Genomic DNA, 15,104 nt, shown 5'->3' with positions numbered 1-15,104 from the left:
GGCGGCGCGCGATCACCCGATAGGCGCGAGTCGGGCCGGAGAAACCGTGTCGGGCCCCATTCATTAATCGTCCGCCGGAGCGCCCGGCGGACGATGGATTTATGTGATCTTGCTCAACGCTTCCCGTCACCGCGCATTATCTTAAGCTCCTCTTAGGGAACCGCAAAACCAACGCGTGGATTCGAGTAATTTTTCACACTTCGGTGGGCGTGGGCACCACCCGCGCCCCCACCACCGGCCCGCTGGCGACCCGCACCGTGCGGCAGACGCCCGCCCCCGACACCTCGGTGCCGACGTCGACCGCGGCCGCGGCCGATGAGCACAGGAAGGCACACGTCGGGCCCGACCCGGACACGATCCCCGCCAGCGCCCCGGCCTGCACGCCGGCGCGCAGCGTCCGCCGCAGGGCGGGGTGCAGGCTCACCGCGGCCGCCTGCATCTCGTTGCCCAGCAGCGGAGCCAGCTGCTCGGCATCGCCGGCGGCGAGGGCGGCCAGCACCGGCCCGGGAGCGGGCAGCCGGGGCGGGTCCCCCGCCTCGCGCAGCCGGTCCAGTTCGGCGAAAACGGCCGGCGTCAGCAGCTCACTGTCGGCGAACGCCAGCACCCAGTGGAAGGTGTTGCGGGACAACACCGTCGCCAACTCCTCGCCACGGCCGGTGCCCAACGCGGTTCCGCCGTGCAGCGCGAACGGGACGTCGCTGCCCAACCTGGCGGCCAGCGCACGCAGGTCGCGGCGCGGAACGTTGAGTTCCCACAGCGAGTTCATCGCGACCAGCACGGCAGCCGCGTCGGCGCTGCCCCCGGCCATCCCGCCGGCCACCGGAATCGATTTGTCGATCATGATCGACACATCCGGCGCCCGGCCGACGTGTTCAGCCATAAGCTCGGCGGCCTGCCAGGCGAGGTTGCGTTCGTCGGTGGGCAGCGTCTCGGCGCCCTCGCCGACGATCTCGAGCGAGAGCACATCGGCATTGCGCACCGTCACCTCGTCGAGCAGCGAAACGGCCTGAAAGATCGTGTTCAGCTCGTGGTAGCCGTCCTCGCGGCGGTCGCCGACCGCCAGGTAGAGGTTGACTTTCCCGGGGGCCCGGACGGTGACCGACCCGGTGGGAACCCACTGCGCGGCGGTGTTGCCGTCAGACGCTGACACCGCAGCAGACTATCGCTGCTGAGAGCCAACCACACGCAACGGCGCTCCGGCGGTCCGCCGTCTAGCCGGCCGACGCCCCCTGTTCGGCGCTTCGTGGAGTCGTCTCGGCGGCGCTGTGGGGCCGGTCGGCGGATCGCTGCAACAACCGCACGAAGTCGTCGATCGAGAGCGTCTCCCCCCGGCGCGCGGGGTCAATGCTGGCGGCCAGCAACCGATCCGCCGACTCGTTGCCCGAGCCGGCCCAGTCCACGAACGCGTTGCGGCAGGTCTTGCGCCGCTGCCCGAACGCGATGTCGATAAGCGCGAAAACCTCGCGACGGAACACCTCGTCGGTGGGCCACGGCGAGGTGGCGTAGCGGTCGATGCGCACCAGCCCGGAGTAGACGCGGGGAATCGGCCAGAACACGGTCGGCGACACCATGCCGCAGCGGCGGACCCGGCCGAAGAAGCGCACCTTGACGCTGGGCACGCCGTACTCCTTGCCGCCCGGGTCGGCGGCCAGGCGCTCGGCGACCTCGGCCTGCACCATCACCGTCACGGTGTGAATCGACGGGAACTCGGCAAGCAGGTGCAGCAGCGCCGGGACGGCGACGTTGTACGGCAGGTTGGCGACCACGGCTGTCGGCTGCACGGCCAGCTCCTCGCGGCGCAGGGTCAAGACATCGCGGTTGAATACCGTCAGGCGGTGGCTTTCGCTGTTGGAGTGCTCGGCGACCGTTTGGGGCAGCCGCTCGGCCAGTACCGGGTCGATCTCGACGGCGGTGACGGGCGAGCCGCGGTCGAGCAAAGCCAAGGTGAGCGACCCGAGACCGGGCCCGACCTCCAGGACGTGGTCAGACCGGCTCACCCCGGAGGTCGAGACTATCCGGCGCACCGTATTGGCGTCGTGGACGAAGTTTTGGCCGAGCGATTTCCTTGGCCGAAATTCAAGTTCTTTGGCCAGCCGCCTGATCTCGGTACGCCCGAGTAGCCGGATGGTCAGCGTGCACCAGCTCTTCCGCTGCACACTGGCCATGCACCCCAGCCCTGGCGCTCACGGGTCACCTCGGCAACGGTGATCTGCTCCTCGCGGGTGGCGAGGTCGGCGCGCGAGGCGAACCGCAAACCGCCGTTGCGCTCCCACGTGCCCTGGTCGAACTGCACACCGCCGTAATACCCGTTTCCGGTGTTGATCGCCCAGTTTCCGCCCGCCTCGCAGCCCGCGATCGCGTCCCAGACGGAACCGTCGCTGACCGGAGGCACCTCGGTGCCCGGCTTGGTGCCGATGCGGACCACGGAATCGCGGGCGGGCGTGATCACCGTGTTGGCGATCGGCAGCCGGCCGCTCTCGACGCCGTTGACGGTGGCCACCGAGAAGGTAACGTCCTGCGTGCCCGGGCTGCCCGGATCCTCGACGACCTGGCGGCTTATGTTCATGCCCGGATCTTCGATGCGACGGGCGTTGGGGGGCAGCGGGATCCGCTCGGTCACCTGCTGGATCCGGTTGCGGGTCACCTGGACTTCCATCCCGTCGACGATCGGCGCCGTCGCGGCGGGCACCACCTGGTCGCTGTCGAGCAGCGGCGCGCCGGCGGCGCTCAGCAGGCCGGCGACGTTCGGTGCCGCCAGGTGCACATTGCGGATCGCACCGGCGTCATTGATGCGGACGGTCTTGGCGCTGACGACGGGCAGCGCCATTCCGGCCAGCGGAACACGGCTGCCGCGGTTGGCCGCGGCCGGGGCGGTGTCGGTCATCGCCAGCTGGGCCAGCGCCTCGTCGACGGTGGATGCGGTGGTCCACACCTGCTTGGTGTCGTGGCCGTCCAGCGAGATCTGCAGCGGACGGCTACGGCGCAACACGATCTTGCCTGCGTCGTGCACGGCGACATCACCGGCGGGATACAGGTCGTCGCGCTCGTCGATCGCGAAGCCGTTCTCCTCCACGACGTCGATCACGTGGGACTTCATGGTGGTCACCTGCATGGCGACGCCGTCGACGGTCAAGGTCACCGTCTTGCACACCGAGACCGCGTATCCGCCCGCGAATGCCAGGACTACCAGCAGCCCTCCGACTACGAGACGCAACATCGGCGAAGGAGACTGATGAAGTTTTGTCAATACACTCAACGCGCTTTACCCAACCCTCAACGACCACTCATTTAGCAGCAGGTCATAAATTAAGGGCCCGCAGGCCCATACCGTTCGATCACAAGACGGTAACGAACCGGTCACCGTTGGGCAACTCCGACGCGGCCGACTTAAACCATTCGCCTGGTGGTTTACCTCACACTGCGACCAATCCGTACACCCGTTCAGCATTGGCAGTTGTTTTCTCGGCCAGCTCTTCCGGGCGACGATCCATCAGTTCGGCGATCGCCCGAACAGTATAAGGAAGGCAATACGGCTCATTCGCCGTCCCCCTATACGGATGGGGCGTCAAGAATGGTGCGTCGGTCTCCACCAGCAGTTGCTCCGGCGGTATCAAGGGGACGGCTTCGCGCAGGGCGTGCGCGTTGCGGAAGCTCGCGGTGCCGGACAGGCTCAGCAGCCATCCGGCGTCCACGCAGCGGCGGGCCATGGCGGCATCCGAGGAAAAGCAGTGAAAGATCACGGCGTCCGGGGCGCCCTCGGCCGCCAGCACGTCGAGCACTTCTTCGTCGGCGTCGCGGTTGTGGATCATCAGCGGTTTGCCGCACCGCTTCGCCAGGTCGATGTGCCAGGCGAACGCCTCCCGCTGCACGGCCGGTTCGGCGCAGCCGTCCAGGCGGCCGGGCCAATACAGGTCCAGGCCGGTCTCGCCGACGGCCACCACCCTGGGGTGGGCCACCAGTCGCTCGATTTCGGCGCGGGCGGCGTCGTCGAGCGCGCCGGTGCGGGTCGGGTGCAGGGCCACGGCGGCATAGACCCGCGGGTCCCACTCGGCGGCGCGGGTGACCCAGCGCGCCGAGTCCAGGTCGTCGGCGATCGTGACGACAGCGCCCACCCCGACCGCCGCGGCGCGGTCCACGATGGCCCGCACGCCCTCGGCGTCGACGGCACCACACGCATCCAGGTGGGTGTGCGCATCGACGAGCGGGCTCAACGGCTCGGGGGCCGGGGGCGGCCGGCGTTCGGAAGTCACGCGCACACCATAAGTCGCCCCCAAATAAGGTTGGGGGCGATGAGGCCCTATTACGTCACCACCGCGATCACCTACCCCAATGGCGATCCGCACATCGGTCACGCGTACGAGTACATCGCGACCGACGCGATCGCCCGGTTCAAGCGGCTCGACGGGTTCGATGTGCGGTTTCTGACCGGCACCGACGAGCACGGCCTCAAGATGGTCGAAACGGCGGCGGCCGAGGGCATCCCGACGGCCGAGCTGGCCCGGCGCAACTCCGATGTGTTCCAGCGGCTGCAGGAGCGGTTGAACATCTCGTTCGACCGGTTCATCCGCACCACCGACGCCGACCACCACGAGGCATCCAAGGAGATCTGGCGCCGGATGTCGGCGGCCGGTGACATCTATCTGGACACCTACTCGGGCTGGTACTCGGTGCGCGACGAACGGTTCTTCGTCGAATCGGAGACCAAACTCCTCGAGGACGGGACCCGGCTGGCCGTGGAGACGGGCGCGCCGGTGACCTGGACCGAGGAGCAAACCTATTTCTTCCGGCTGTCGGCCTACACCGACAAGCTGCTGGCCCACTACGAGGCGAACCCGGACTTCATCGCGCCCGACGTGCGGCGCAACGAGATGGTCAGCTTCGTCTCGGGCGGGCTGCGCGACCTGTCCATCTCCCGCACCTCGTTCGACTGGGGCGTGCAGGTGCCCGAGCATCCCGACCATGTGATGTACGTCTGGGTCGACGCGCTGACCAACTACCTGACCGGTGTCGGCTACCCGGACACCGAATCCGAGCGGTTCCGGCGCTACTGGCCGGCCGACTTGCACATGATCGGCAAGGACATCATCCGGTTCCACACCGTGTACTGGCCCGCGTTTTTGATGTCGGCCGGAATCGAGCTGCCGCGTAGGGTTTTCGCGCACGGGTTCCTGCTCAACCGCGGCGAGAAGATGAGCAAGTCGGTGGGCAACGTGGTCGACCCGATCAACTTGATCGACACGTTCGGGGTGGACCAGGTGCGCTATTTCCTGCTGCGCGAAGTGCCGTTCGGCCAGGACGGCAGCTTCAGCGAAGACGCCATCGTCACCCGGATCAACTCCGATCTGGCCAACGAGCTGGGCAACCTGGCCCAACGGTCGTTATCGATGATCGCCAAGAACCTCGATGGGGTGCTCCCCGAGCCCGGTGAGCTGATTGCCGCCGACACCGAGTTGCTCGCCACGGCCGACGGCCTGTTGGAACGCGTGCGGGCCAGTTTCGACTCACAGGCGATGCATCTGGGTCTGGAAGCGATCTGGCTGATGCTCGGCGAGGCCAACAAGTACTTCTCCGCGCAGCAGCCGTGGGTGTTGCGCAAGAGCGAGTCCCAGGCCGATCAGGAACGATTTCGCACCGTTTTGTACGTCACCTGCGAGGCGGTCCGCATCGCCGCCCTCCTGGTGCAGCCAGTCATGCCCGAATCGGCCGGCAAGCTGCTGGATCTGCTCGGCCAGCCGTCAGAGCGGCGAGCGTTTGCCGCTGTCGGCACGCGCCTGGCTCCCGGCACGGCGCTGCCCGCTCCGGTGGGTGTTTTCCCCCGCTATCAGCCGGCTTCCGAAGTCGAGTGAGCAGAACGCGTGAAGCCCGAGGGCAGAGTGTCCGCCTCGGGCGTGGAGTGAGCCGAAAACGCGAAAGTAGAGTGACCCGTTGTCGTAACATGAATACTTCGGCGCCACATTAGAGTAAAGCACTCAACACAACGTCTCGCGTAGACCATAATCTTCGGTGTGGAACGACGCCAGAACAGCCACCAGAGCCAATCGCCGATGACGACCTTGAAGGAACTGCCCGCTCTGGTTGTGCTGGAGCGGATCCCGGTTCCGGTGCTGGCCATCGGCGATGACGGCAGTATCTTGTTTGCCAACACAGCATTTGCCGACATGATGGGCTACGAGCCGGACGAAGCCCTGTCGCTGCGATTCGAACAGATCTTCCACCAGGCGCCGGCGTCGGATTCACTGTTGGCGACCGTCCACGCTCTGGCGAACATGGTCGTCGAGCTGGCGCATAAGGACGGCTCGGTCGTGCGCGCGATGATGAGCAAGTCCGCCGTGCGGCGGGCCGATGACCAGTTCGCCCTCGCCGCGTTCCAGGATCTGACCGAACAGCTCTGGGAAGAAGCGCGCTAGCGCCGCCGATCCCCCTCAGCGGCTCGACGCACCGGCCGTCCCGCGCCGGCGCGGCAGCCCGCCGGAGACCATGAGCCGGAAGTAGTCGAACGAGGAATTGCTGCCCACCGCCAACCGCGGCAATGCCAGCGGGTCGCAGCGACGGTCGGCGAAGCCCGGCGCGGTCGACAACGCCCAGCGCACCCCACGGCGGCGTAAAGCGTCCATGGCCCGGCCGTCGAAATCCTGAGGTCGGCCGTTCGGGTAGGCGAAAATTGTTGGCGCCAGCCCGGTCTCACGTGTCAGCGCCGCACAGGAATCGGCGATCTCCTGCTCGACCTTGTCGTCGCCGCACCGCGACAGGATGGGGTGGGTGACCGTGTGCGGATACAGCGTCACCAGTGGATCGGCGGCCATCTCCCGCGCCTCGTCCCAGCTGAGCATCCGGAACGGGCCGGGGTCGCCGCCGTCGCGGCATCCGAGTGCGCCCAGGATCTCGTCCAGCGCCGCGATGCGTTTTGCGTCGGCAAGGTTCTTCAACCCCTCGACGGCCGCGACGTAGACAGCGCCACGTTTGGCGCTGCCGTCGAGGGAGCGCGTCCCCAATCCCAGTGCGGCCAAATCGACTTCGGTGGCATTGCTGCCGGCGATCGCCAGCCACAGCCGGTCCGGCCACAAGGTTGCGCCGGTGCCGATCGGGCCCGTCGCGAGGAACACCGCCGCGGGCAGGTTCAGCTCGCGCAGCACCGGCAGCGCGTGTGTCGCGAGATTGCGGGTGCCGTCGTCGAACGTGAGCGCCAGCGCGCGCGGCGGTAACGTCCCGGCGGCAAGGCGGGCGAGGGCCTCCTCGAGCGGAAGGACGTTGAAATGCTTACGCACATAATTCAATTGGCGGCGATACAGCTGCGCGCCGTTGACATGCCAGCACGGCGGCGACAGCGGGTGGTCCGCCACGCCGTGGAACATGACGATGGCGAGCACGTCGCGGTGCCGCCGCCGCGTCAGCGCCGGAACGCCGGCGGCACACAGTAAGCGGGCCGCGATGTTCTTGACGGCCGGGCGCATCAGCGTGCTCCTGACTTGTGCCATCAAGCGTCAAACCCTATTGGCGCCGCCATGATTCGCGTCTCACGCGCCACAGGATCACCCCGGCACCGACGATGGCCACAGCGACCCAACCGGCGCCGAACCACCACAGCCAGTCGAGGCCGGAATGACCTCCGGATCCCGCGGCGGACGCGCCGGCGGCCAGCGGCGGATGGTCGACGGTCACCGGGTCTTGCCCGGGCACCGATACCACCGCAACGCCTTTGAGTCGCTGCCAATGCTTGTTGTTGTCGCTGTTGAGCCACCTGATCAGCTCGTCGAGCTGCCCGGGCGCCCCGTTGGACGTCGCAACCAGCAGCGACCGGCCGCGGTTGAAAACCGTTTGGAGAGACGCGAACCGCAGCACGGGGTCCAGCGTGAGCTTGGCCGGCTTGTCACCAGGCCCGACGGCGTTGACGGTGATCGGGCCGCTGGGTCCCGCGGCCACCGGGAGCACCACGTCGGATTGGTTCCACCCGTCGGCGGAAATCAGCAGTGCGGGATTCGAGGAATCGATCGCCTGTTTGACGCTCGTGACGGTGGTATCGATCGGGATCGAGCTGATTCGCTGCAGGCCGATCATGATGTCGAGCGCGCGCACGGTGTCGATGAACGAGTGCTCGGCGATGCCCACCTGGACGCGAGGCATCAGGGTTTGGGGCACCGATTGGAAGCCGTCGGGCACCGGCGGCGCGGCGGGGCCGCTCTGAATGACGCTGTCACCGCTGACATTCAACGAGAGGAGCTGGTTGCCGGGCCCCGCGGTGTAGAAGTCTCCGCAATGCCCGACGTTGCTCGCGACATCGAGTACCAGGTCGACAGTGGTGTAGCGCTGCAGCAGTCGGTCCGGCACGTCGACCCACCGGTCGATGTTGCCGTGGCCGTCGGTCGGCCAGTGGTCGATGGTCTCCGATCCCACGGTGACGGCGATCTGGCCGCCGATGTTGTTCGGCGTCGGAGTGTATGAGCCCAGCAGATGCACCCGCACCGAATGCACCGACCTGCCCAACCGGGTTTGGTCCACTCCGATCGACACGCGGGGTTGCAGCGAAGTCGAGTTGGCGACGGACTGGCCGAGTTCGCGCAGTGTGGCGGTGTCTCCCGGCAGTTGCACCTTGGGCTTCGGCGAGTCCATCGAGGCCTTGGATGACAGCGCAAGATCCGACAGGTCGCTGAACAACACGGCCGTATCCGACTCGTCGGTGCGATTCAGCGGGCCCGAAATCAACAGCCAGGGCACGCCGGAGGAACCTTGCAGCGAAAGCCCGTTGTCCGGGCCCTCTTTCACGACGACCTGGCGCTCCAGCGATTGCGGCGGCGTCGGTGGTGAGTTCTGCCCTTCCGGCAACGGGATCACCGTGATGTCGGGGGCCTGCTTGCCATAGTGCGCGGCGGTGGAGGTGGCGAGCTGAATTGCCGTGTCGGACTCGGCCGTCGACGGCGACTGTGGCAGAAAGATGCTCAGCTTGCGCAGCACCGGCGGCAGGAAATGCGACACCGTGGTGGGCGGCAGTTCGGTGCCCGTGTAGTTGACCGTCCCATTGACCAACCGCAGCGGGCTTTCCTGGTATAGGCAGTAACCGTCCAATGGGACCAGGTATGCGTGCACGGTTACCGTCAGCCAGTTGTCGGTCACTTCCGCTCCGCCCAACGGGATCGTCATCGGTGTCTGATCGGTGGTGGGCAGGTTCAGCCGCGTGAGGGTGCGATCGCCCTGTGTGACCGTGATCAGCCCCGACCGCAAATTAATCGGCAGTTCGACCGTCGTGTTCAGCGTGGCCGGGGTCAGTCCATGCAGCACTGGCACGGTCAGTTGCTGGCTGCTCGTCAGGCCCCAGAACTCCAGGTTCGCGGACGCCCCGACGTCGGTCATCGACAGCGTCGTCGTGGTGGTCGTCGCCGTGGCCGACGTCGAAGTCGAAGTCGAAGTCGAGTCTGACGGGGCGGTCGGGTCGGCGGGCGCACCCCACGATGCCGGAGCACTCATCACCACGAATCCGACGACACCGGCCAATGCAAATACTCGGCGGAGGGATTTCCGGTACGTCACCGGAACAGTATGCATTGTTGAAAGCGCTTCAACCCCAATAACGGAATCTCGTCATGGCGATCGCGAAAAGGTATCTGGCGCCACCTCTTCGAGATCGGCCACCCGACTTTCGGGCCCTATTCGGTTTCCGATTCCGCTGCGGCCTCGTCGCGGGCGGCTCTGGTCGCCGCGTGACGCATTCCTTCGCGGCGCAGGAATTGGTCGAAGTAGGGCAGCGACGCTTCCGAAACCACGCCCGGCAGCAGCAGCTTCCATATCTGATGCAGGCGCGCGGCGGGGTCGCCGATGATGTCGCCGATTCTGCCGTGGCTCGATATGGCATTGGCCACCAACCGGGCACCGAAAATGGTACCGATGATCGACGCGCTGAGCACGTCGGGATCGATTTCGGTGCGGAGGTCGCCCTCCTTGATCGCGCGGCGTGCCTCTTGTGCCGTCTCCAACATCAGGTTCGCGAAGAAGCGCGACGCCGCTCCGTTGAATCCGCTTAACGCCGTGGCCAATTGTGCGGCCGCGCGGGCCATTTTGTCCGAGCTCAACACCTCGACAATCGTGAATGTGCCGTGCAGCAGGTTCTCCAGCCCCGGCGACGACGCCCCACACACGTTGCGGAAAGCGCTGAGAAGTGCGTCCGAACCTTCCTCGATGATGTTCGACGCCAACGATTCTTTCGAATCGAAGTGGTGATAGAGAGCGCCCTTGGTCATTCCCGTGCGCTCGATGATCGTGCTCCATCCAGCGGCGGCATACCCGACGTCAGCGAAAACTTCGATCGCGGAATCGAGGATTTTTCGGCGAGTGGCTTCAGAGCGAACTTGGCGCGCCATTGTGCACGCACCTCCGGAGTCTCATCGGATGCGCAGATCGCTCATCCGGTTTCACCTTGCCCGCAAGACGGCCCACAGTATCAGCCGCCACCACGGCGATCCCCCTGGTGCAACCCCCCGGTGTTGCCGTCGTCAGTCGACATCCGCGGAACTGGCGTTGATGGCGAGCGCCGCACGCCGCCTGAGGAATTGGCGGAAGTATTCGGTGCGGTCCGGCTGCAGGACCCCGGTCAGGAGCAGGGACCAGCAATTCTCCAGGTCGCGCAGGAATCGTTCCGGTTCGTCCAGATTGCTGGTCTTCCGCAGGCCCATGTGCAGCGAGACCATCAAGCGGCCGATGTCCTGCGGGTCGCACTCATCATTGATGTCGCCCTCGGTTTTGGCCTGCTCGGCGACCTTGGCCAGCGCTTTGATCCACTGGTCGAACAACTTCTCCTGCAGCCCGTCCGCCAGGCCGACCGACTCCATCAGGTTCAGGCCTGACCTGACGATATCGGTCTTGATGTCCTTGATGGCGATCAGATAGGAGAAGTCGATCAGGGTCTCGAGGCCCGAGAGACCGCGCGACAGCAGTTCTTGCACGGCTTCGGCGCCGGACTCGGTCTGGCCCTCGATGATCGCGACCGCCAACGCGTGCTTCGACTTGAAGTGGAAGTACATCGCGCCCTTAGTCAGCTCGGCCTCGGCCAGGATGTCGTCGAGGCCGACGTCGTGGTACGGGCGCCGGGCGAACTGATGAGACGCGGCCCGCAGTATCTGTTGCCGGGTCGCATCGGCTCGTCCGTCAGTCGAGTGGGTCGTCATCGCAATCGAGAAGTCGGATTCCCCGCGGCGCGAGTTTTGACGCAAAGGTCCGGGCCGAGGCCGAGGCCGACGTCGCGGGCGGCGTCACCCGTCACGTCGACGAACGCCTTGCTCAAGCAGGCCACAACCACCTCGGCTCTTCAGGGTGTGGAGCGAAACACGCACCCGCGTCGCTCAAGATATCCAGTCCACTTCTGAGGTTAGCAGTCATACGGCTGTCCCGGTTGACGCGTCGGTAAATACCTGAGGTCTAGATCACACGTTCTTGTCAAACCATTAGTATGTTTTGTAGGCTATTGTCATATCGTCAGTTTGGAAATGGCCTAAACATCGTCTCGACCGTCTGCACCACATAAGGGGAAGCACATGTCGTTCGTCACGGCGAACCGCTGGTCACAGGTCTCATACGACCGCCAGACCAGGGCTGACCTGCGGTTTATCGATGCATCCCCGGTCACCTGCACCTCCTTCGTCGCCACCGCCGCCTCGCCCCGCCTGACGGCCACGGTCTGAAAATGATCGATTTCGGAGCGCTTCCCCCGGAGATCAACTCCACCAGGATGTACGCCGGCCCCGGCCCGCTGTCACTGATCGCCGCCGCGGTGGCCTGGGACGGTTTGGCCGCCGAACTGCACGCCGCGTCGAGCTGCTACCGCACCGTGATCGCGGGTTTGACCACCCAGCGCTGGATGGGCCCGTCGTCGCTGGCAATGGCCTCCGCCTTCGCCCCCTACATGGCGTGGACGGCAGGCGCCGCCGCGCGGGCCGCGGAATCGGCCGGTCAGGCCAGGCTAGCCGTCGAGGTCTACGAAGCCGCCTTCGCCATGACCGTCCCGCCACCAGCGGTCGCCGCCAATCGTTCCCAGCTCGCGGTGCTGGTCGCGACCAACTTTTTCGGCCAGAACGCGGCGGCGATCGCGGCCACCGAAGCCGAGTACGGCGAGATGTGGGCGCAGGACGCCGCGGCGATGTATGAATACGCCGCCGGCTCGGCCGGCGCCTGCTCGGTGACCCAATTCAACCCGGCGCCGCACGTCACCAATGAGGGCGGGATGGCCCAGCAGGCCGCGGTAGTCGGACAGGTCACCTCGCAATCGGAGCAGGCGAATCTCGCGCACGTGGTGTCCAACGTCCCCACCGCGCTGCACCAGCTTTCCTCACCGATGACCACTGCGAGCGGCACCGCCGGCGACCTCGGCGGAACCGCCGGGGCCGTTGGAACGGCCGGAAGTGCAGCCGCGGGCGCAACCGACTCGAGCTCGTCGTCGATCATGACGGGGCTCGCCTCGGGTATACCCGGCGCTATTCCCAGCGCTTTCTCGGCGGCGGCGACCCCGCTGTATGGGATGTCCTCCATCCTCGGCATGGCCCAGACCGCGCAGGGCCTGGCGAACGCAGCGACCAGTGGAGCAGCGGCTGCGGCCACCGGAGCCGCCAGTGCGGCCAGCTCCGGCGCGGGAGCGCTCGGATCGATCGGATCGATCGGATCTGGCGTGTTCGGCAGCCTCGGCAGCGCGGCCTCGCTGGGGCCGCTGGCGGTGCCGGCGAGCTGGACCAGCGTGATCCCGGCCGCCCACAGCGCCGTGTCCGCGTTGCCCGCCATCAACCTCGCCGGCGCGAATGTGCCGCCGAGCGTCATGGGCTCGCTGCCGCGCCTGGCGGCCGCGTCGGGCAAGACGCTTGGACCCCGCTACGGCGTCATCCCCACCGTGATGACGCGCCCGCCGGCCGCCGGATACGCGTGAGCCCTCGCATGAGCGACATGGTTTTCAGCAGGCCCGGTTACAGAAGGAGCGGTAAGTGAAGTACACGCCCACCAAGGTCGCCGGAGTGACAATCATCGACCTCGAGCTCCATCGCGACCATCGCGGGTATTCCTCACGCTCGTTCTGCGCCCGGGACTTCGCCAATCACGGACTGAATTTCGATGTCACGCAGACGAATATCGTCTTCAACTACACCCGCGGCACCGTGCGTGGTCTGTACCGACAGGTGCCGCCACACGCCGAGGCCATGCTGGTCCGCTGTACCCGCGGTGCCATCGCCGCCGTCGCGGTCGACGTCCGCCCCGACTCGCTGACCTATGGCGACCACGTCATGGTCGGGCTGAACGCCGACGACCACCGGACGCTGTACTTGCCGCCCTATGTCGCCCACGGGTTCCAGACGCAGGTCGACAACACCGAAGTCAGCTACCAGATCAGCGGGGACCACACGCTGGCCGACCAGCAGGGGATCCGCTGGGACGACCCCGAATTCGGCATCTCGTGGCCCATACCGGTCACGGTCATCTCCGAGCAGGACGCGAGCTGGCCCGCACGCAAACCCAGATTGGTACCAGTGGAGCAGGTGGCAACATGCATCAGTCGGTGATGATTCGCAACACGGAGCATGTCATGCCCCGCCGGCGACCGCTGAAGACCCGGCCCGCCAACATGACCACGTCGCATGGCGGCGACACCAATGGCTCGCCGACCACTGCGGGTCCGGCGCCTTCGGCCGGTGCCGGCGTCTTACGGCGTTGGCAGGACCACTATTCGCAGAACCTGCGCATCAGCGACTCGGTGATCGTCTGCGCCTCGGTGTTGCTTGCCCAGTACGTTCGCTTCGGCGAGATCGCGAACACATCGGGTTACTCGGACCCGATGATGACGCTGTTCTCCTGCCTCTTCGCGGTGCTGTGGCTGTCGGCCCTCGCGGTATTCCAAACGCGCTCAACGCGAGTGATCGGCGCGGGAATCGAGGAGTACCGCCGGATCGGCACCGCATCGTTTTGGACATTCGGAATCATCGCGATGGTGACGCTGCTCGCCAAGGTCGACCTGGCCCGCGGCTACCTGGCCATCGCGCTTCCCGTCGGCACCCTGGCGCTGCTGGGAAGTCGCAGCGGGTGGCGCAAGCACGTCAACCGCAAGCGCGCCGAAGGCCAGTACCAGACCCGCGTTTTGGCCATCGGAGACCGCCAGGCGGTTACCCACCTCGCACACGAACTGGCCCGCAACCCGCTGGCCGGCTGCGTCGTGGTCGGTGTCTGCATCCCCGGCTACGGGCCGGACCGCGGCAACTGCCTGACCATCGCGGGCCGCGAGATCCCGATCCTGGGCGACCAGACCCACGCGGCTACCGCGATCACGCGCTGCGACGCGGACACCGTGGCGCTGACCCAGACGGATCGCTTTGGGATGCACGGGATCAGGGAGTTGATGTGGCAGCTCGAGACCATGAACGTCGACCTGGTCGTGTCGCCCGGCGTCATGGACGTGACCGAGGCGCGATTGACCCTGCGCCTCACCGCGGGCCTGCCTCTGCTGCATGTCGACAAGCCGCAATACGAAGGGGCGCACCGCTTTCAAAAGCAGGCCTTTGACTTCTTGTTCTCGTTGGCAGCCCTGGTCGCCACCGCACCGATTCTCATTGCGGCCGCCATCGCCATCAAGCTGACCAGCAGGGGGCCCGTCTTCTACCCGGCCGAGCGCATCGGCGTCGACGGAAAACCCTTCACGATGCTGAAGTTCCGCACCATGGTTGACGGGGCGGACACCCAGATCGAGCACCTGCTGACAATGAATGAGTGCGCCGGCGGCATGCTGTTCAAGATGCGCGAAGACCCTCGGATCACCCCCGTCGGCAAGATTCTTCGCCGCTACAGCATCGACGAGCTGCCTCAATTCATCAACGTCCTCAAGGGAGACATGAGCGTCGTGGGGCCGCGGCCCCCGTTGCGACGGGAAGTCGACAAGTACGAAACCGACGTCAAGCGGCGGCTGCTGGTGAAGCCGGGCGTCAGCGGATTGTGGCAAGTGAGCGGCCGTTCGGACCTGTCCTGGGAAGAGTCGGTGCGGCTGGACCTGTCGTATGTCGACAACTGGTCGATGTCGGGTGATCTGGTGATTGTCGCCAAGACGGTGAAAGCGGTTCTAACGAGCCACGGAGCCTACTAGGCTCGCGAGC

14 protein-coding genes are annotated in these 15,104 nt (G+C 66.3%); 6 read left to right on the top strand and 8 right to left on the bottom strand.

Translation table 11 applies throughout. The features are described 5' to 3' along the window. Positions 1 to 193: 193 nt before the first annotated feature. The 4 genes from MTY59_RS14750 to MTY59_RS14735 form a co-directional block, all read right to left on the bottom strand. Positions 194 to 1,150 carry a 4-(cytidine 5'-diphospho)-2-C-methyl-D-erythritol kinase gene (locus tag MTY59_RS14750; protein ID WP_221041805.1) on the bottom strand — a complete coding sequence of 319 codons (957 nt, stop codon included), beginning with the start codon at positions 1,148 to 1,150 and terminating at the stop codon, positions 194 to 196. A gap of 61 nt (positions 1,151 to 1,211) precedes the next feature. Then, complete coding sequence (gene rsmA / locus MTY59_RS14745) at positions 1,212 to 2,165, bottom strand: 16S rRNA (adenine(1518)-N(6)/adenine(1519)-N(6))-dimethyltransferase RsmA (protein WP_221041804.1); 954 nt, start codon at positions 2,163 to 2,165, stop codon at positions 1,212 to 1,214. Further along, a complete protein-coding gene (locus tag MTY59_RS14740) occupies positions 2,129 to 3,256 on the bottom strand; it encodes a resuscitation-promoting factor (protein ID WP_221041803.1) in 1,128 nt (375 codons plus the stop codon). Before MTY59_RS14740 ends, rsmA begins: the two co-directional genes overlap by 37 nt. A gap of 157 nt (positions 3,257 to 3,413) precedes the next feature. Then, on the bottom strand, positions 3,414 to 4,256 hold the full coding sequence (locus MTY59_RS14735; protein WP_221041802.1) for a TatD family hydrolase: 843 nt from the start codon (positions 4,254 to 4,256) through the stop codon (positions 3,414 to 3,416). Between the two features lie 33 nt (positions 4,257 to 4,289). Here MTY59_RS14735 and metG point away from each other — a divergent pair, with 33 nt between their 5' ends. Next, a complete protein-coding gene (gene metG, locus MTY59_RS14730) occupies positions 4,290 to 5,846 on the top strand; it encodes a methionine--tRNA ligase (RefSeq protein WP_221041801.1) in 1,557 nt (518 codons plus the stop codon). Between the two features lie 198 nt (positions 5,847 to 6,044). Continuing rightward, complete coding sequence (locus tag MTY59_RS14725; RefSeq protein ID WP_081389457.1) at positions 6,045 to 6,407, top strand: PAS domain S-box protein; 363 nt, start codon at positions 6,045 to 6,047, stop codon at positions 6,405 to 6,407. Positions 6,408 to 6,422: 15 nt separating this feature from the next. Here MTY59_RS14725 and MTY59_RS14720 read toward each other — a convergent pair whose 3' ends face one another. The 4 genes from MTY59_RS14720 to MTY59_RS14705 form a co-directional block, all read right to left on the bottom strand. Next, on the bottom strand, positions 6,423 to 7,475 hold the full coding sequence (locus MTY59_RS14720; protein WP_221041800.1) for a polysaccharide deacetylase family protein: 1,053 nt from the start codon (positions 7,473 to 7,475) through the stop codon (positions 6,423 to 6,425). Between the two features lie 13 nt (positions 7,476 to 7,488). Further along, positions 7,489 to 9,537 carry a hypothetical protein gene (locus MTY59_RS14715; protein ID WP_221041799.1) on the bottom strand — a complete coding sequence of 683 codons (2,049 nt, stop codon included), beginning with the start codon at positions 9,535 to 9,537 and terminating at the stop codon, positions 7,489 to 7,491. A 101-nt stretch (positions 9,538 to 9,638) separates the two neighbouring features. Further along, positions 9,639 to 10,349, bottom strand: a complete 711-nt coding sequence (locus MTY59_RS14710; RefSeq protein WP_221041798.1) for a TetR/AcrR family transcriptional regulator — start codon at positions 10,347 to 10,349, stop codon at positions 9,639 to 9,641. Positions 10,350 to 10,481: 132 nt separating this feature from the next. Continuing rightward, positions 10,482 to 11,153, bottom strand: coding sequence for a TetR/AcrR family transcriptional regulator (locus tag MTY59_RS14705; protein ID WP_221041797.1), 672 nt, complete (start codon positions 11,151 to 11,153; stop codon positions 10,482 to 10,484). A gap of 366 nt (positions 11,154 to 11,519) precedes the next feature. Between MTY59_RS14705 and MTY59_RS14700 the strand changes: the two genes are divergently transcribed. The 4 genes from MTY59_RS14700 to MTY59_RS14685 are packed head-to-tail and all read left to right on the top strand — an operon-like array spanning position 11,520 to position 15,094. Further along, complete coding sequence (locus MTY59_RS14700; protein WP_221041796.1) at positions 11,520 to 11,666, top strand: hypothetical protein; 147 nt, start codon at positions 11,520 to 11,522, stop codon at positions 11,664 to 11,666. 2 nt (positions 11,667 to 11,668) lie between these two features. Then, the gene (locus tag MTY59_RS14695) at positions 11,669 to 12,898 is read left to right on the top strand and encodes a PPE family protein (protein WP_221041795.1); all 1,230 of its coding nucleotides are present in this window, start codon (positions 11,669 to 11,671) and stop codon (positions 12,896 to 12,898) included. 55 nt (positions 12,899 to 12,953) lie between these two features. Continuing rightward, positions 12,954 to 13,526, top strand: a complete 573-nt coding sequence (locus MTY59_RS14690; protein ID WP_221041794.1) for a dTDP-4-dehydrorhamnose 3,5-epimerase family protein — start codon at positions 12,954 to 12,956, stop codon at positions 13,524 to 13,526. Beyond that, positions 13,511 to 15,094 carry a sugar transferase gene (locus MTY59_RS14685; protein ID WP_221041793.1) on the top strand — a complete coding sequence of 528 codons (1,584 nt, stop codon included), beginning with the start codon at positions 13,511 to 13,513 and terminating at the stop codon, positions 15,092 to 15,094. The genes MTY59_RS14690 and MTY59_RS14685 overlap by 16 nt, the downstream gene beginning before the upstream one ends. Positions 15,095 to 15,104: the final 10 nt, after the last annotated feature.

The organism is Mycobacterium senriense (genome assembly GCF_019668465.1).
GTDB classification, from domain to species: Bacteria; Actinomycetota; Actinomycetes; order Mycobacteriales; family Mycobacteriaceae; genus Mycobacterium; species Mycobacterium senriense.
Note: the sequence above shows the minus strand (reverse complement) of the source record. Positions and strands in the feature narration are given on the sequence as shown.